General features: G+C 64.0%; 15 protein-coding genes. 7 read left to right on the top strand and 8 right to left on the bottom strand.

Annotated elements, in window-relative coordinates; translation table 11 throughout:
• Positions 1 to 27: 27 nt before the first annotated feature.
• The 7 genes from AACH55_RS20620 to AACH55_RS20650 all read right to left on the bottom strand — a co-directional run bounded on the left by AACH55_RS20620 (position 28) and on the right by AACH55_RS20650 (position 6,182).
• The gene (locus tag AACH55_RS20620) at positions 28 to 729 is read right to left on the bottom strand and encodes an ABC transporter ATP-binding protein (RefSeq protein WP_338716487.1); all 702 of its coding nucleotides are present in this window, start codon (positions 727 to 729) and stop codon (positions 28 to 30) included.
• On the bottom strand, positions 722 to 1,495 hold the full coding sequence (locus AACH55_RS20625) for an ABC transporter ATP-binding protein (RefSeq protein WP_338716488.1): 774 nt from the start codon (positions 1,493 to 1,495) through the stop codon (positions 722 to 724). The genes AACH55_RS20620 and AACH55_RS20625 overlap by 8 nt, the downstream gene beginning before the upstream one ends.
• Positions 1,492 to 2,466 (bottom strand): branched-chain amino acid ABC transporter permease, encoded by a 975-nt coding sequence (locus AACH55_RS20630; RefSeq protein WP_338716489.1) that lies wholly within the window; start codon positions 2,464 to 2,466, stop codon positions 1,492 to 1,494. Before AACH55_RS20630 ends, AACH55_RS20625 begins: the two co-directional genes overlap by 4 nt.
• Before the next feature lie 50 nt (positions 2,467 to 2,516).
• Positions 2,517 to 3,383 (bottom strand): branched-chain amino acid ABC transporter permease, encoded by an 867-nt coding sequence (locus AACH55_RS20635; protein ID WP_338716490.1) that lies wholly within the window; start codon positions 3,381 to 3,383, stop codon positions 2,517 to 2,519.
• A 253-nt stretch (positions 3,384 to 3,636) separates the two neighbouring features.
• Positions 3,637 to 4,839, bottom strand: coding sequence for a 3-oxoadipyl-CoA thiolase (gene pcaF / locus AACH55_RS20640; RefSeq protein WP_338716491.1), 1,203 nt, complete (start codon positions 4,837 to 4,839; stop codon positions 3,637 to 3,639).
• Positions 4,840 to 4,869: 30 nt separating this feature from the next.
• Complete coding sequence (locus tag AACH55_RS20645; protein ID WP_338716492.1) at positions 4,870 to 5,511, bottom strand: CoA transferase subunit B; 642 nt, start codon at positions 5,509 to 5,511, stop codon at positions 4,870 to 4,872.
• The gene (locus AACH55_RS20650) at positions 5,508 to 6,182 is read right to left on the bottom strand and encodes a 3-oxoacid CoA-transferase subunit A (RefSeq protein WP_338716494.1); all 675 of its coding nucleotides are present in this window, start codon (positions 6,180 to 6,182) and stop codon (positions 5,508 to 5,510) included. Before AACH55_RS20650 ends, AACH55_RS20645 begins: the two co-directional genes overlap by 4 nt.
• A 369-nt stretch (positions 6,183 to 6,551) precedes the next feature.
• On the opposite strand from AACH55_RS20650, the gene AACH55_RS20655 reads away from it, so the two are divergent.
• A complete protein-coding gene (locus AACH55_RS20655; RefSeq protein ID WP_338716496.1) occupies positions 6,552 to 7,493 on the top strand; it encodes an IclR family transcriptional regulator C-terminal domain-containing protein in 942 nt (313 codons plus the stop codon).
• A 151-nt stretch (positions 7,494 to 7,644) separates the two neighbouring features.
• Here the strand turns inward: AACH55_RS20655 and AACH55_RS20660 are convergent, their stop codons facing one another.
• Positions 7,645 to 8,757 carry a porin gene (locus tag AACH55_RS20660; RefSeq protein WP_338716497.1) on the bottom strand — a complete coding sequence of 371 codons (1,113 nt, stop codon included), beginning with the start codon at positions 8,755 to 8,757 and terminating at the stop codon, positions 7,645 to 7,647.
• Between the two features lie 554 nt (positions 8,758 to 9,311).
• Here AACH55_RS20660 and AACH55_RS20665 point away from each other — a divergent pair.
• The 6 genes from AACH55_RS20665 (at position 9,312) to AACH55_RS20690 (ending at position 16,042) form a co-directional block, all read left to right on the top strand.
• Entirely contained in the window at positions 9,312 to 10,487 is a 1,176-nt protein-coding gene (locus tag AACH55_RS20665) for an ABC transporter substrate-binding protein (protein WP_338716498.1), read from the top strand.
• Between the two features lie 321 nt (positions 10,488 to 10,808).
• Positions 10,809 to 11,588 (top strand): crotonase/enoyl-CoA hydratase family protein, encoded by a 780-nt coding sequence (locus AACH55_RS20670; RefSeq protein ID WP_338716499.1) that lies wholly within the window; start codon positions 10,809 to 10,811, stop codon positions 11,586 to 11,588.
• Positions 11,589 to 11,684: 96 nt separating this feature from the next.
• On the top strand, positions 11,685 to 13,547 hold the full coding sequence (locus AACH55_RS20675; RefSeq protein WP_338716501.1) for a feruloyl-CoA synthase: 1,863 nt from the start codon (positions 11,685 to 11,687) through the stop codon (positions 13,545 to 13,547).
• 13 nt (positions 13,548 to 13,560) lie between these two features.
• Positions 13,561 to 14,814, top strand: a complete 1,254-nt coding sequence (locus AACH55_RS20680) for a thiolase family protein (protein WP_338716502.1) — start codon at positions 13,561 to 13,563, stop codon at positions 14,812 to 14,814.
• 27 nt (positions 14,815 to 14,841) lie between these two features.
• Positions 14,842 to 15,606, top strand: coding sequence for an SDR family NAD(P)-dependent oxidoreductase (locus AACH55_RS20685; protein WP_338716503.1), 765 nt, complete (start codon positions 14,842 to 14,844; stop codon positions 15,604 to 15,606).
• 16 nt (positions 15,607 to 15,622) lie between these two features.
• Positions 15,623 to 16,042: a thioesterase family protein gene (locus AACH55_RS20690; protein ID WP_338716504.1), complete on the top strand. Its 420-nt coding sequence runs from the start codon at positions 15,623 to 15,625 to the stop codon at positions 16,040 to 16,042.
• Positions 16,043 to 16,095: the final 53 nt, after the last annotated feature.

Genomic DNA, 16,095 nt, shown 5'->3' on the forward strand with positions numbered 1-16,095 from the left:
AAAGGTCGGGCCACCGCGCAGGCGCGCTCAGGCCACCGCCACCAGCCGGTCCAGTTTCTCGCCATCGGCCAGCAGGCTCTGGCTGTCCGAAGCATGCACGATGCGGCCGCGATCGAGCACGATGGCGCGCTGGGTCAATGACAGCGCCATGCGCGCGTGCTGTTCGACCACGATCACCGACATGCCTTCCTCGCTGACCAGGCGACGAATCACCTTCAGCAGTTCCTGCACGATGATGGGGGCCAGCCCTTCCATCGGTTCGTCCAGCAGCAGGATGCTGGGACTGGTCATGAGCGCGCGGGCAATCGCCAGCATCTGCTGCTCGCCACCGGAGAGCTGGTTGCCCATGTTGTGGCGACGCTCATGCAGGCGCGGGAATATCTGGTAAATCTTTTGCAGATTCCACTGGCCACCGCGCTCGACCACCGTCAGGTGTTCTTCCACCGACAGAGAAGGAAACATGAAGCGTTCCTGCGGCACCCAGCCCAGGCCTGCGTGGGCGCGCTTGTGGGTGGGCACGCGGGCGATGTTGCCGCCACGCCAGCGGATGCTGCCACCGTGCAGGCGGGTCAGGCCCATGAGCGTGATCAAGAGGCTGGTCTTGCCCACGCCGTTGCGGCCCAGCAGGGCCAGGCTCTCGCCTTCGTTCATGGCGAAGGAGATGTCTTCCAGCACGATCGATTCGCCATAGCCGGCGCTGACCTTTTCCAGTGCCAGCAGTTCAGACATGTTCGGCCTCCCCCAGATAGACTTCCTTGACCCGCTGGTCGGCGGCGATCTCGGCGGGCGTGCCTTCCACCAGCACCTTGCCGCCCACCAGCACGGTGATGCGTTCGGCAAAACGGAAGACCAGTCCCATGTCATGTTCAATGAAGACGATGGTGACCTCGCGTGGCAATTGCGCGATCACCTCGAAGAGCTCGCGGCTTTCCGCCGAGGGAATGCCGGCCGCCGGTTCATCCAGCAGCAAGACCTTGGGTCTGGTCGCCAGCGCCAGCGCGATCTCGACCAGACGCTGCTTGCCATAGGCCAGGCTGCGCGTGATGCTGTTGGCTTCCTGCTCCAGCTTCAGCGAGACCAGCAAGGCCATGGCTTCTTCCACCACCTCGGTCTGGCTGGCCACGGTCTGGTACCACCGGTATTGCAGGCCGCGCCGCTCCTGAATGGCCAGCACCACCGACTCCAGCACCGTGAGTCCGGCGAAGAGCGTATTGATCTGGAAGGTGCGCGTCATGCCACGCTTGACGCGCTCATGCTGGGGCAGCGCGGTGATGTCCTCGCCGCCGAACCAGACCTTGCCGCTGCTCGGGGCAAAGCCGCCGGTCAACAGGTTGATGAAGGTGGTCTTGCCCGCACCATTCGGGCCGATCAGCGCATGACGTGCGCCGGGTGCAAAGCTGAGCGAAACGTCGCTATTGGCCACGAAGCTGCCCCAGCGCTTGCTCAGGCCCTCCGTGCGCAGCGTGGTATCGGCAGGATGCAGATGCGTGCTCATGCGCGGCCTCCCTTGAAGAACTTGTCGCGCAGCACGGCCAGTCCACCGAGCAGACCGCCGCGCGCAAACAGGACGATGACGATCAGCAGCAGGCCGATCCAGAATTGCCAGTAAGCCGGATTGAGCCCGGAGAGCGTGTCCTGCGCCAGCATGTAGACCAGCGCGCCGACCAGCCCGCCATACAGGCGACCGGTACCGCCCAGCACCAGGATGATGAGCAGTTCGGCCGAGCGCGGGAAGCCCAGCACGTCCAGTCCGACGAACTGCGTGGTCTGCGCCAGCAGCGCGCCGGCCACGCCAGCCACGGCCGCAGCGATGGTGAAGATCACGACCAGACGCCGGTTGACGTCCGCGCCGATGGCCGGCATGCGGCGGCCACCCTCGCGAATGCCGCGCAGGCCCAGGCCGAAGGGCGAATTGACCAGGCGCCGCAGCACCACGAACAACAACAGCAGCACCGCGAAACTGTAGCCATAGGCGACGCGACCATTAAGGTCGAATTCAAAGACCCCGAAGATCTTGCCCATCACCATGCCCGACAAACCATCCACGCCGCCCGTGATGGAGGCCGCCTTGTTGGCCGCCTCGAACAGCATCAGGCCGATGCCCAGTGTCACCATCAGGCGCGTCAGGTCGGCCCCGCGCACCACCAGAAAGCTCACCAGAAACCCGGCGATGGCCGCCACCCCGGCCGCCAGCAGCAGACCCGTGATGGGCTCGCCCCAGCCATGCACCGCCAGCAGGCCGGCCGTATAGGCACCGAGGCCGAAGAAGGCGGCATGGCCCAGCGAGACGATACCGGCATAACCGAGGATGAGATCGAGCGAGAGCGCGAACAGGCCCACGATCATGATCTGGCTGATCAGCACCAGATAATCGGGGAAGACGAAATAGGCCGCGACCGGCAACAGCCAGAAGGCGATCTCCAGTGGCGTCCAGCGGTCGTTGGGCAGGTGCAGGGCAGGCTTCATGGCGGGCTTTCCGGTGCGGGCTGCGGGTAAGGAAGTGGAGTTGAAGGTACTCATCCGCGTCTGCGCATCAGGCCGGCCGGGAACAGGATCAGCAGCACCACCATCAGGCCATAGATGACGAAGGCGCCGATCTCGGGCACGTAATATTTTCCGGCCACGTCGAACACGCCCAGGATGACCGCGGCCAGCAGCGGCCCCTTGATGGTGCCGGCACCGCCCACGGCCACCACCAGCAGGAAGTAGACCATGTACTTGACCGGGAAGGTCGGGTCCAGCCCCAGCACATCGATGCCCAGCCCACCGCCCAGACCCGCCAGACCCGAGCCGAGCGCGAAGGTCAGGCTGAAGACACGGCTGACGTTGATGCCGAGCCCGGCGGCGGCGACCTGGTTATCGACCGAGGCGCGGATCTGCGCACCGAAGCGGGTGCGCTCGATCAACAGCCCCAGCGCCACCGTGACCACCACCACGACACCGATCAGGAAGACGCGATAGGCCCCCACCTCCAGCCCCAGCAGCCAGACCTGTCCGCGCAGCCAGTCCGGCAGCACCACCGGCTGCTGGGTCGGCCCCCACTGCCAGGTGGCCGCAGCCACCGACATGAAGGTCAGGCCGATGGAAAACAGCACCTGGTCAAGATGGCTGGCCTTGTAGAGACGGCGATAGAGGGAGCGTTCGAGCACCAGCCCGACCAGCGCGGCGGCGATGAAGGCCAATGGCAGCGTCGCCAGGAAGGGCAGGCCGATACCGTTGAGCAGCGTCACGCAGACATAGCCGCCCAGCATGGCAAAGGCACCGTGTGCGAGGTTGATGAAATTCATCATGCCCATGGTCACCGACAGGCCCACGCTGATGAGGAACAGCAGGCTGCCATAGGCGATGCCGTCGAAGAGCACACCGAGGAAGTTGCCTAGCATGGCGCACCTCCCCGCCGACGATTGCTGGGCGCAGCCGCACGCGGCGCGCAGTCATGATGCGGATGCATGATGCGATGTGTCTCCTCTTCTGGCCTGCGGCTCTCTTTTTTCGGTGGCCGCTTGGAAATGGGATAAATTATTTTTCTATTGTGCTGCGCCTGCCTCAATGCATGCCTGATCAATTTTCACGAAGACCACGGCGGAATTCATGGATGGCGCAACGCCGCGTGTGCGTCACGCCATTCCGGGTAGATCAGACGCGCTCGATCACCATCGCGATACCCTGCCCCACGCCGATGCACATGGTGCACAGCGCGTAGCGGCCACCCGTGCGCTCCAGCTGATAGGTGGCGGTCGTGACCAGACGGGCACCGCTCATGCCCAGCGGATGGCCCAAGGCAATGGCGCCGCCATTGGGGTTCACGCGGGCATCGTCATCGGCCACACCCAGTTCGCGCAACACCGCCAGGCCTTGCGAGGCGAAGGCTTCGTTGAGTTCGATCACGTCCATCTGATCGATGCTCATGCCCAGTTGCGCCAGCAGCTTCTTGCTGGCCGGGGCCGGGCCCATGCCCATGATGCGCGGCGCAACACCGGCCGTAGCCATGCCCAGGATGCGGGCGCGCGGCTTGAGCCGGTATTTCTCCACGGCCTCGGCACTGGCCAGCAGCAAGGCGCACGCGCCATCGTTGACGCCCGAGGCATTGCCGGCGGTAACGCTACCATCGGGCCGGACCACGCCCTTCAGACGGGCCAGCGCTTCCATGCTGGTCGCGCGCGGATGTTCATCCTGGCTCACGGTGATGGGGTCGCCCTTCTTCTGCGGGATGACCACCGGGACGATTTCCTGCGCCAGGGTGCCGTTGGCCTGCGCGGCGGCAGCCTTGGCCTGGCTGCGCACGGCGAACTGGTCCTGGTCTTCGCGGCTGATCTTGAAATCGACGGCGACGTTTTCGGCGGTCTCGGGCATGGCATCCACGCCATACTTCTGCTTCATCAGGGCATTGACGAAACGCCAGCCGATGGTGGTGTCCTGGATCGCGGCCTGACGTGAGAAGGCGCTGTCGGCCTTGCCCATCACGAAGGGGGCGCGGGTCATCGATTCGACACCGCCGGCAATCATCAGCTGGGTCTCGCCGGACTTGATGGCGCGCGCGGCCGTGCCCAGCGCATCCATGCCGGAACCGCACAGGCGGTTGATGGTGCTGCCCGGCACTTCCTGCGGCAGGCCGGCCAGCAGCAGTGACATGCGTGCCACGTTACGGTTGTCTTCACCGGCCTGATTGGCGCAGCCGAAGATCACATCATCGACAGCCTTCCAGTCCACCTGCGGATTGCGCTCCATGAGCGCGCGCAGCGGCACGGCACCCAGATCATCGGCGCGCACGTCCTTGAGCGCGCCGCCATAGCGGCCGATGGGGGTACGGATGGCGTCACAGATAAATACGTCTTTCATGCATTCCTCACAGCGATAAGAGTGACGGGTTCAGGCGGCCGGGCGCAGCGGCGCGCCGGTCATCTCCTGCAATTGCTCGAAGGACAGGCCTTCGACGATCTCGCGCACCTGCAGGCCTTGCGGGGTCACATCGATGACGGCCAGGTCGGTGTAGATGCGATTGACGCAACCGATACCGGTCAGCGGATAGGAACACGCTTGCACCAGCTTGCTCTCGCCGGTCTTGGTCTGGTGGTCCATCATCACGAACACCTGCTTGGCGCCGATGGCCAGGTCCATCGCACCGCCCACCGCAGGGATGGCGTCGGGCGCACCGGTATGCCAGTTGGCCAGGTCGCCCTTGGCCGAGACCTGGAAGGCACCCAGCACGCAGATGTCGAGATGGCCGCCGCGCATCATCGCGAACGAATCCGCATGGTGGAAGTAGGCGCCACCCGTGAGCAGGGTGACCGGCTGCTTGCCGGCATTGATGAGGTCTTCGTCTTCCTCGCCGGGAGCCGGGGCCGGGCCCATGCCGAGCACACCGTTTTCGCTGTGCAGGAAGATTTCCTTGTCGGCCGGCAGATAGTTGGCCACCTTGGTCGGCAGGCCGATGCCCAGGTTCACGTAGGCGCCCTCGGGAATATCCTGGGCCACGCGGGCGGCGATCTCTTCACGGGTAAAGCGCTTCATTGCTGTGCCTCCTTGGTTTGCACGATCCGCTGCACGAAGATGCCGGGCGTGATGATGTTTTCCGGATCGAGCTGGCCCAGCTCTACCACTTCGCTCACCTGAGCGATGGTGACCTTGGCGGCCATGGCCATGATGGGACCGAAGTTGCGCGCGGTCTTGCGATACACCAGGTTGCCCCAGCGGTCGCCACGCAGCGCCTTGATGAGCGCGAAGTCGGCGTGGATGGGCGACTCCAGCACGTAGTGCTTGCCATCGATCAAGCGGGTTTCCTTGCCTTCGGCCAGCATGGTGCCATAACCGGTGGGGGAGAAGAATCCGCCGATGCCGGCACCGGCGGCGCGAATGCGCTCGGCCAGGTTGCCTTGCGGGGTCAGTTCCAGTTCGATTTCGCCGGCGCGGTAGAGCGCATCGAAGACGTGGGAATCGGTCTGGCGCGGGAAGGAACAGATGATCTTTCTGACACGCCTGGTCTTGAGCAAGGCGGCCAGGCCGGTATCGCCGTTGCCGGCATTGTTGTTGACGATGGTCAGATCGCGCGCGCCCTGGGCGATCAGCGCATCGATCAGGGCCGAGGGCATGCCGGCATTGCCGAAGCCACCGATCATGATGGTGGCGCCATCATGGATATCGGCCACCGCCTGCTCCAGGGAGTCAGAAATTTTATTGATCACGTTGCTCTCACTTTAGATGAGGCGCCTGCAACTGCGCCTGCTGGATGCCTGGCCGCACTTCTCTGTGCCATGCGGTCAGGCGCTTCGGGACTTGTCTGTGCCGGTGTGGACGGGCATGTCGGCGGGTTCAGAGGGGCGTCAACAGGGCTCAACGGGCGTCGGCGGGCTGACGTTTTCTGCACCGATATGTTCGATCACCGAACTAATGTTTGATTTTCGCACAAAAAGAGTTTAGCGATCCGGCTTGACGGCCGTCAAGAAAAAACCGCAGGATGTGTTCGCTTGCCGCACAAAACGCTAAAATCCTGACGTCACCTGACATTGCCCATACCGACCTCTTTCATCAGATCAGAGAGCCCATCAGAGCCCATGCCCATCGCACCTGCTGCCAAAACCCGCAAGACCGCCGCCAAAAGCGCCACCGCTGCCAAGGATGCCAAGCTGCCGAAGACTGCAGCCACGGCCAGTCGCCGCAGCAAGGCCAGGGACGAAGACCGGGGCGGCAGCGCGCCCGAGGCCGAACGCGAGCTGACCATCGCCGAAGAGATCGACGCCCTCACCGATCCCAGCTTCATGACCTCGCTGGCACGCGGACTGGCGGTGATCCGCGCCTTCAGTGATTCGCGCCGCAGCCTGACCATCGCCCAGATCAGCCAGAAGACGGGCATTCCGCGAGCGGCCGTGCGGCGCTGCCTGCACACCTTGAAGCAACTGGGCTATGCCGATTCGGACGTCAACAATTTCTCGCTGCGTCCCAAGATCCTCACGCTGGGCTACTCCTATTTGTCGTCCACCCCGTTGACCGTTTCTGCACAGCCCTACCTGAACAACATCAGCCGCACCCTGGGCGAGTCCTGCTCGCTGGCGGTGCTGGATGACAATGAAGTGCTCTACGTCGCGCGCTCGGCCACTTCGCGCGTGATGTCGGTGGCGCTCAATACCGGCAGTCGCCTGCCGGCCTATTGCACCTCGCTGGGCCGGGCCATGCTGGCGCATCTGCCGGATGACCAGCTCAAGGCCTACTTCGAGAAGGTCAAGCTGCGCGCACTGACCGACAAGACGGTGGTCTCGCAACGACGCCTGCGCGACATCCTGGCCGGCGTGCGCGAGCAGGGTTATGCCGTCATCGATGAAGAACTCGAAGTCGGCCTGCGCTCCATCGCCGTGCCCGTGCGCGGCGCCTCCGGCAACGTGCTGGCGGCATTGAACGTGGGCGCACAGGCCGCGCGCGTCTCGCTGGCACAGATGGAAGAAGAGATCCTGCCGGTGCTCTTGCGCGGCGCGCAGGAATTGTCGGTGCTGCTGCCCTGAAAAAACAGGTCCGCGCCTCCTGCAAAGAGGAGCGCGGACCGAAGACAAAAACAGACCCTGCCTTTGTCGTACTGCGGATGTCGGCGCACCCATCTGGTGTCCGGGTGCGCCATCCTCCTCAAGACTGCCTGTCGTTCATTGACCCGCCGGATCAGAAGGTGTGACGGATGCCCGACATCACGCCAAACTGGTTCTTGCCCGCGCCCACGGTACCACCGGCATCGATAGCCACCGCCGAGGTGCCGCCATTCTTGATGTAGCCCACCGAGGTGTAGAGCGCCGTGCGCTTGGACAGGTTGTAGGTCAGCCGCGCCACCGACAGGGTGACGTCGTTGGCGCTGTTCTTGACGTCCAGGCGCGAGACCTGCGCATCCAGTACCAGAGCGGTGGTCAGCGGATAGCTCAAGCCCAGGTAGTAGAGATCCGAATCGGTATTGGTAGTGGCCGCGCGGGTACGGCGATCCACCACGCCGCCACCGATCTTGACATCACCGATCATGTAGTAGCCGTTGAGGGTGACGCGCTGATCGCTGTTGTCGCTGCTGGTCAGGCCACCGGAAGCGCCGGTATTGCCATACAGGATGTCATAGGAGGAGGTGACGCCCCAGCCCTGGCCGTCATACCCCAGCAGGCCGGTGACCTGGCGGCAGGCCTTGCTGTTGCCCGCCACTTCGCCGGGACAGTTGGTCGCGGCCGGGCCACCGGCTGAGGACGCATCGCGCCCGAAGCTGTAGGTCGCGCCCACGGTGAAGCCGCTGAAACTGCCAAGATAGCCGATGGCGTTATCGCTGCGGGCATTGGGCAGATAACTGTCGATGCTGCCGATAGCGAAGATGTTGGGCCCCATCACGTCCGTCTTGAGCTGCGAGATGTAGGTCATGTTGATCTGGCGACCCAGCATGAGCTGGCCCCAGCCCCCCTTCAGTCCCACATACGACTGGCGGCCGAAGAGGCGTCCGCCCTGCCCCAGGGCGCCGGTGTCGGGCGCGAAACCGTTTTCCAGCACGAACATCGCCTGCAGGCCGCCGCCCAGATCTTCCGTACCACGGAAGCCGATGCGCGAGGGGAACGTGCCCGTCAGCGATGGCATCTTGAAGACCGAATTGCCGGCCGCATTGGCATTGGTGGTGTAGACCACGCCGGTATCGATGATCCCATAGATGGTCACCGAACTCTGTGCCATGGCCGAACCGGCCATGCCTGTGTACATCGCACATGCGGCCGCGGCCAGGGCCACTGCGCGCAAGGTGTTTTTTGTTGTCATTGCCATCTCCTCCTGATTTCATTGAATGTGAATGGCCGGTTCACTGCCGGCGCTCGCCCTCCTCCAGGCGCACGCCAGCGATTCGCCGCTCCCCGGCCGGGGGACTTCCGGTGTGGCCAGTCCCCCTCTGGGTGTACTGCGACTGCCTGTTGCGAATTCCTGCGGCCGCATGGCGGCTTCCCGAAGCGCGGGCGAAAAAATCCCCCGGCCCCATGGTCAGCGCCATCGGCATGCGTACTGCGGTGACACCTCCGGTGTCATCTTCAAAAAAGCGAGTTGGTCGGCGCCGCCAGGCGGGCACCGCAGAAAGAAGCGTCTCGTTGCTTATTATTTATAACTTTTATTGGTCGTTCGGCTACCGCACATCAGTTTGTTCACCGAACGGATGGTGCGATACTATTGTCCGCACCGAAGCTTTGTCAACAAGGCGAGCCAAGGAAGGGAATTCGATGCGTCGTCCGTCTGCAACAGTCGGACCGGCGATGAGACCATCAGCGCGGCGACAGAACCGCAGGCTCATCGCCGCTCACCCCAATCACAAAGGAGACAAGACAATGAGGTTCAAGAAGATCGCAATGCTGGCCGTGATGGCCGCCTCCGGCACCTTGCTGAGCGCGCTTGCGCACGGTCAGGAAACCATCAAGGTCGGCCTGATCGCCGCCTTCTCCGGCCCCTTCGCCGACTATGGCAAGCAGATGGAAGGCGGCATCAAGGCCTACATGGCGCAGCATGGTGACCAGGTTGCCGGCAAGAAGGTACAGATCATCATCAAGGACACCACCGGCCCCGCGCCGGAAATCGCCAAGCGTCTGGCGCAGGAACTGGTCGTGCGCGACAAGGTGGATTTCCTGGCCGGCTTCGGTCTGACGCCCGAAGCGCTGGCCGTCGCGCCCATCGCCGAGCAGGCCAAAAAGCCCATGATCATCATGAACGCGGCCAGCTCCGTCATCACCACCAAGTCCAACTACATCGCGCGATTTTCGATGACGCTGCCGCAGGTCTCCGGCCCCATGGCAAGCTGGGCGCTGAAGAACGGCATCAGGCGCGTGGTCACGCTGGTGGCCGATTACGGGCCGGGCATCGATGCCGAGACCGCCTTCAAGACCAATCTGCTGGGTGGTGGCGGCCAGGTGGTCGAATCGATCCGGGTACCGCTGCGCAATCCTGAATTCGCTCCCTACATCCAGCGCATCAAGGATGCCAAGCCGGAGGCGGTGTTCATCTTCGTGCCGGCCGGCGAGCAAAGCATTGCCTTCATGAAAGGCTACCGTGAACGCGGCCTGGCCGAGGCCGGCATCAAGGTCATCGCCACCGGCGACCTGACCGACGATCATGTGATGCCGGCCATGGGCGACTCCACGCTGGGCGTGATCACCACCTTCCACTATTCGGCCGCGCATGATTCGCCGGAGAACAAGGCCTTCCTGAAAAGCTTTGCGGCCGCCAATCCCGACGCGGGCCGTCCCAACTTCATGGCCGTGGCCGCGTATGACGGCATGAACGCCATCTACGAAGTCAGCAGGAAACTCAACGGCAAGATCGATGGCGACCGCGCCATGGCCATCCTCAAGACCATGAAATTGGTCAGCCCGCGCGGCCCCATTGCTATCGACCCGGCCACGCGCGACATCGTGCAGACCGTCTACGTGCGCAAGGTCGAGAAGATCGGCAACGAAGCCTACAACGTCGAGTTCGACAAGTTCGACAACATGAAGGACACCGGCAAGTAATCACTCGCCGATACTCCACGGAAACGCCGGTGATGCAGTGCACACCGGCGTTTTTCTTTAGTGGCCCAACAGCGATGCAGGCTGGCGCGATATCGGTCATCACGCCGTCATCATTGCGACGCGGCGCAGCAATTCCGGCCGATGCGGGCGACTTCATTTTCGTTCGTTAATCGCCCGCTTTTACGTTGTTCGCACCGAGCGAAATGCCGAAGGGCTTGCGTTTACCTCGACTTTACTTATACTGAATAAACGTTATAAGTTATAACTAATTCCAAAAGCCAACGCAGCACACAGAGACATTCAGAGACCTTCAGAGACAGCATGAACCAGCACAGCGACCTCATCGACATCCAAATTCACGGCGCCATCGCCGAGATCGCGCTCAACCGCGCGGCCAAACGCAACGCCCTCAATGATCCGCTGGTGCGTGCCATCCGCGACTGTTTCCAGGATCTGCCCGAGGGCGTGAAGGTGGCCATCATCCACGGTATCGGCGAACACTTCTGCGCCGGTCTGGATTTGTCCGAACTGCGCGAGCGCGACACCACCGAATCCCTGCATCACTCCCGCATGTGGCATGCGGCCTTCGAGCAGATCGCCTTCGGCCGCGTGCCCGTGATTGCCGTGCTGCATGGCGCGGTGATCGGCGGCGGGCTGGAACTGGCCTCGGCCGCGCATATCCGGGTGGCCGAACCGAGCGCCTTCTATGGCTTGCCGGAAGGACAGCGTGGCCTCTTCGTCGGCGGCGGCGGTTCGGTACGGATCTCGCGCCTGATCGGCGTGGCGCGCATGGCCGACATGATGCTGACCGGGCGCGTGTTGAATGCCGAAGAAGGTCATCAGGCCGGCATCTCGCAATACAGCGTGGCCGCCGGCACCGGGCTGGACAAGGCGCGCGAACTGGCCGAGCGCATCGCCCGCAATGCGCCCATGACCAACTACGGCATCATGCACGTGCTGCCGCGCATCCATGACCAGTCGATCCAGGACGGCCTGATGACCGAATCGCTCATGGCTGCCGTGGCCGGCAGCGATCCCGATACCAAGGGCCGCCTAGCGGCCTTCCTCGATCACAAGCAGAACAAGGTCAGGCCCACCTGAAAAAAATAAGCAGGCCAGCAAGTCAGTAATACAGAGAAGTACACAACAACACGCCAGCCCGGCTAGGCCCGGACCGGCAACACAACAGAGACATGTATGAACACTCCACCTCGCTATCGCAGCGTCAGGTTCGGTATCGGCGGCGTTGACGTCGTGCCGGGCGCTGACGGCATCTCCATCGTCAAGACCCGCCAGCCGCTGGAAGCCTATCCGGCGCGCCTGACCGACAAGCTGATCCACTGGGCCACGGTCGATCCCGACCGCACCTACATGGCGCGTCGGGATAAGGATGGCCAGTGGCGCCGCATCAGCTACGGCCAGGCGCTGCAAAGCGCACGCCGCATCGGCCAGGCGCTGTTGCAGCGCGGGCTGTCGGCCGAGCGCCCGCTGCTGATCCTGTCCGAGAACGATCTCGAACACGCCATGCTGGTGCTGGGCTGCCACTACGCGGGCGTGCCGTATGCCCCGGTGTCGTCGGCCTATTCGCTGCTGTCCAAGGACTACGCCAAGCTGCGCCATGCGGTGCAGCTGCTCACGCCCGGACTGATCTTCGCCGCGCATGGCGAGAAGTTCGCCGCTGCCGTCAATGCGGTCGCCCCCGACATCGAATTCGTGGTCACCGAGGCACCGCCCGCCGGGCGCGAGTGCACGCTCTATGCCGAGCTGGAAGCCACACGCGCCGGCGATGAAGTCGAGCGCGCCTATGCCGCCACCGGTCCGGACACCATCGTCAAGTTCCTCTTCACCTCGGGATCGACCAAGATGCCCAAGGCGGTCATCAATACCCAGCGCATGATGTGCAGCAATCTGCAGATGATCGTGCAGACCTTCCCCTTCCTGGCCGAAGAGCCGCCCATCCTGATCGACTGGCTGCCCTGGAATCACACCTTCGGTGCCAACCACAACGTGGGCATCGTGATCTACAACGGCGGCACCATGTACATCGACGAGGGCAAACCCACGCCGCAGGGTCTGGCGACCACCCTGGCCAACCTGCATGAGATTGCACCGACCGTGTATTTCAACGTACCGGTGGGCTGGGAAGGCATCGCCCACGCGCTGGAGAAGGACCAGGCGCTGCGCGAGAAATTCTATAGCCGCCTGCGCATGCAGTTCTATGCCGGTGCCGCCCTGGCCCAGCCGGTCTGGGACAAGCTGCACGCCACGGCCGAGGCCACCTGCGGCGAACGCATCGTGATGTCCTGCGGTCTGGGCATGACCGAGACCTCGCCCTCGGCGCTGTTCGTGGTGGACCACCAGGTGCAGGCCGGGCAGATCGGCATTCCCACGCCGGGCATGGAAATCAAGCTGGTACCCAATGGCGACAAGATCGAGATCCGCTATCGCGGCCCCAACGTCACGCCCGGTTACTGGCGCGCCCCGGAACAGACCGCCGAGGCCTTCGATGAAGAGGGCTATTTCCGCTCCGGTGACGCGGTACGCTGGCTGGACCCCGCCCATCCGGATCGCGGTTTCATGTTCGATGGCCGGGTGGCCGAGGACTTCAAGCTCTATACCGGCACCTGGGTCAGCGTGGGCCCCCTGCGCGCCCTGATTGCGCATGAAGGCGCTCCCTACCTGCAGGATGCCGTCATCACCGGCCACGACCGCAACGAAGTGGGCATGCTCATCGTCCCCAACATCGAACGCTGCCGCCAGCTGGCGCGCCTGCCCGCCGACGCACCGCGCGCAGACGTGCTCAATGCGGCGCCGGTGCGCGACTTCTTCCAGGGCGTGCTGGACCGTCTGCAAGCGCATGCCACCGGCAGTTCCAACCGCGTGACCCGGGCACTGGTGCTGATCGACCCGCCATCCTTTGATCGTGGCGAAATCACCGACAAGGGTTCCGTCAACCAGCGCTCCGTGCTGACCCACCGCGCTGCCCTGGTGGAGATGCTCTACGCCGGCACCGATCCGGCCGTGCTGACCGCGCAGGCCGCGCTCTCCCCCGCTCACTGAGGAAGCAACAGACATGGCACAAGCAGCGTTCTATTCCAGCTTCAACGACATCTGGCTGGTCGGCGGCGTACGCACGCCCATGGTGGATTACTGCACCAACTTCAGCCAGCTCTCGCCCACCGACATGGGTATCAAGGTGGCGCGCGAAGTGCTGGCGCGCACCGGTATCGCCGCTACCGACATCGGTTCGGTCATCGCCGGCAACATGGCGCCCGGCGACGCCTACCAGTACATGCTGCCGCGTCACATCGGCCTGTATGCGGGCGTGCCCATCAGCACGCCGGCCATCATGGTCCAGCGCATCTGCGGCACCGGTTTCGAACTGATCCGTCAGGCCGGCGATCAGATCGAACGCGGCTATACCGAGACCGCGCTGATCGTCGGCAGCGAATCGATGACGCGCAATCCCATCGCCGCCTTCGGCCATCGCACCGGCTTCAAGCTGGGCGCACCGGTGGAATTCCAGGACTACATGTGGGAAGCACTGGTCGATCCGGCCCCCGGCATCACCATGCCGCAGACGGCCGAGAACCTGGCGAAGAAATATGGCATCACCCGCGCCGAGGTCGACGAATACGCCGCGTATTCCTTCGAGCGCGCGCTCAAGGCACAGGCCGCCGGCTTCCACGCGGGCGAGATCGTCCCGGTCGTCAATGAAACCTTCCGCCTGGATGGCTACAACGACCGTCACATCAAGCTGCAAGGCAAGATCAGCGAAGCCGCCACCGACACCCATCCGCGCCCTTCGCCGGTAGAGGTACTGGCCAGGCTGCGCACGCTCTATCCGGACGGGGTGCAGACCGGTGGCAACTCCTCGGCGCTGGTCGATGCGGCGGCCGCCACCATCGTCGCCTCGGGCGATTACGTGCGCCGCCATGACAAGCAGCCGCTGGCGCGCGTGGTCGCGGCGGCCGTCGCGGGCGTGCCGCCCGAGATCATGGGCATCGGCCCGGTGCCGGCGATCCGCACACTGCTGGAACGCAACGGCCTCACGGTAGCCGACATCGGCTGCTTCGAGATCAACGAGGCGCAAGGCGCGCAGATCGTGGCCGTTGAACGGGAACTGGGCATCGACCGCGAACGCCTCAACGTCAACGGTGGCGCCATCGCCCTGGGCCACCCGCTGGCTGCGACCGGGGTGCGTCTGTCGATCACGGCAGCCCGTGAGATGAACCGCCGTGGCGCACGCTACTGCGTGGCCTCGGCCTGCATCGGCGGCGGCCAGGGCATTGCCCTGCTGCTGGAAAACCCCTCGGCTTCCCACTGAACCGTTCATTCGAGAAGGACATTCTTCATGCAACTGCAAGGACAAGCTGCCCTGGTGACGGGCGGCGCCTCCGGACTCGGAGCCGAGACCGTGCGCCAGCTGGTGCAGGCCGGCGCCCGCGTCTCCATCCTCGACGTCAACATGGAAGCGGCCCAGGCCCTGGCCGATGAACTGCGCTGCCATGCCGTGCGCTGCGACATCACCGACAGCGCTTCGGTGCAGGCTGCCCTCGATGCCGCGCAAGAGGCCAACGGCGTGCCGCGCATCCTCATCAACTGTGCCGGCATCGGTGGCGCAAAACGCATGGTGGGCAAGGATGGCAGCCCGATGCCGCTGGAGGATTTCAGCCGCATCGTCAACGTCAACCTGATCGGCACCTTCAACGTGATCCGCCTGGCAGCCGCACGCATGGCCGCTGCCGAGCCTCTGGCCGAGGGCGAGCGCGGCGTGATCGTGGCGACCGCCTCGGTGGCGGCTTTCGATGGACAAGTCGGACAAGCCGGCTACGCGGCTTCCAAAGGCGGCATCACGTCCATGACCCTGCCGCTGGCACGTGACCTGGCGCAACACGGCATCCGCGTGGTGACCATCGCGCCGGGCCTGTTCCTCACGCCCCTGCTCTACAAGCTGCCGGAAGAGGTACAGCAATCGCTGGCCGCCTCCATCCCCTTCCCCAAGCGCCTGGGCAAGGCCGAAGAATATGCGCAGCTGGCCCTGCACATCGCCACCAATCTCTCGCTCAATGGCGAAGTGATCCGCCTCGACGGCGCATTGCGCCTGGCGCCACGTTAAGGATCGAGGAGCAGGCATGGGCAAGACCATCATTCATCCGGTACGCGTGGAATTCGGCGATTGCGATCCGGCCGGCATCGTCTACTTCCCCAATTTCTTCCGCTGGTATGACGCGGCCTCACGCAATTTCTTCCATGAATGCGGCGTGCCGCCCTGGCGCGAAACCGAAAAGACGCGCGGCATCATCGGCACGCCGGTGGTGGATATCAGCTCGCGCTTCGTGCGTCCTGCCACCTATGGTGACCGCATCGAAGTGCATTCCACCATCGTCGAATGGAATGACAAGACCTTCGTGATGCAGCATGAGATCAGGCGCGATGGCGAACTGCTGTGCGAAGGCCGCGACGTGCGCGTCTTCGCCATCCGCCATCCGGATGATCCTGACCGCATCAAGGCGATTCCCATTCCGGCAGATATCAGGGAGATGTGCAGCTGAACGATGAGCCCCCGTTCGGACCGTAGTGAATCAGCAGCAAACGAGGCAGGACG

Origin of the sequence: Herbaspirillum sp. DW155 (genome assembly GCF_037076565.1) — a bacterium.
Lineage (GTDB): Bacteria > Pseudomonadota > Gammaproteobacteria > Burkholderiales > Burkholderiaceae_D > Herbaspirillum.

Excerpts from the sequence above, each read along its gene's own strand:
- AACH55_RS20645 (WP_338716492.1), bottom strand. The coding sequence starts at position 5,511 with ATGAAGCGCTTTACCCGTGAAGAGATCGCCGCCCGCGTGGCCCAGGAT.
- AACH55_RS20680 (WP_338716502.1), top strand. The coding sequence starts at position 13,561 with ATGGCACAAGCAGCGTTCTATTCCAGCTTCAACGACATCTGGCTGGTC.
- AACH55_RS20690 (WP_338716504.1), top strand. The coding sequence starts at position 15,623 with ATGGGCAAGACCATCATTCATCCGGTACGCGTGGAATTCGGCGATTGC.
- AACH55_RS20675 (WP_338716501.1), top strand. The coding sequence starts at position 11,685 with ATGAACACTCCACCTCGCTATCGCAGCGTCAGGTTCGGTATCGGCGGC.
- AACH55_RS20635 (WP_338716490.1), bottom strand. The coding sequence starts at position 3,383 with ATGCTAGGCAACTTCCTCGGTGTGCTCTTCGACGGCATCGCCTATGGC.
- AACH55_RS20625 (WP_338716488.1), bottom strand. The coding sequence starts at position 1,495 with ATGAGCACGCATCTGCATCCTGCCGATACCACGCTGCGCACGGAGGGC.
- AACH55_RS20660 (WP_338716497.1), bottom strand. The coding sequence starts at position 8,757 with ATGACAACAAAAAACACCTTGCGCGCAGTGGCCCTGGCCGCGGCCGCA.
- pcaF (WP_338716491.1), bottom strand. The coding sequence starts at position 4,839 with ATGAAAGACGTATTTATCTGTGACGCCATCCGTACCCCCATCGGCCGC.
- AACH55_RS20655 (WP_338716496.1), top strand. The coding sequence starts at position 6,552 with ATGCCCATCGCACCTGCTGCCAAAACCCGCAAGACCGCCGCCAAAAGC.
- AACH55_RS20620 (WP_338716487.1), bottom strand. The coding sequence starts at position 729 with ATGTCTGAACTGCTGGCACTGGAAAAGGTCAGCGCCGGCTATGGCGAA.
- AACH55_RS20630 (WP_338716489.1), bottom strand. The coding sequence starts at position 2,466 with ATGAAGCCTGCCCTGCACCTGCCCAACGACCGCTGGACGCCACTGGAG.
- AACH55_RS20665 (WP_338716498.1), top strand. The coding sequence starts at position 9,312 with ATGAGGTTCAAGAAGATCGCAATGCTGGCCGTGATGGCCGCCTCCGGC.
- AACH55_RS20670 (WP_338716499.1), top strand. The coding sequence starts at position 10,809 with ATGAACCAGCACAGCGACCTCATCGACATCCAAATTCACGGCGCCATC.
- AACH55_RS20685 (WP_338716503.1), top strand. The coding sequence starts at position 14,842 with ATGCAACTGCAAGGACAAGCTGCCCTGGTGACGGGCGGCGCCTCCGGA.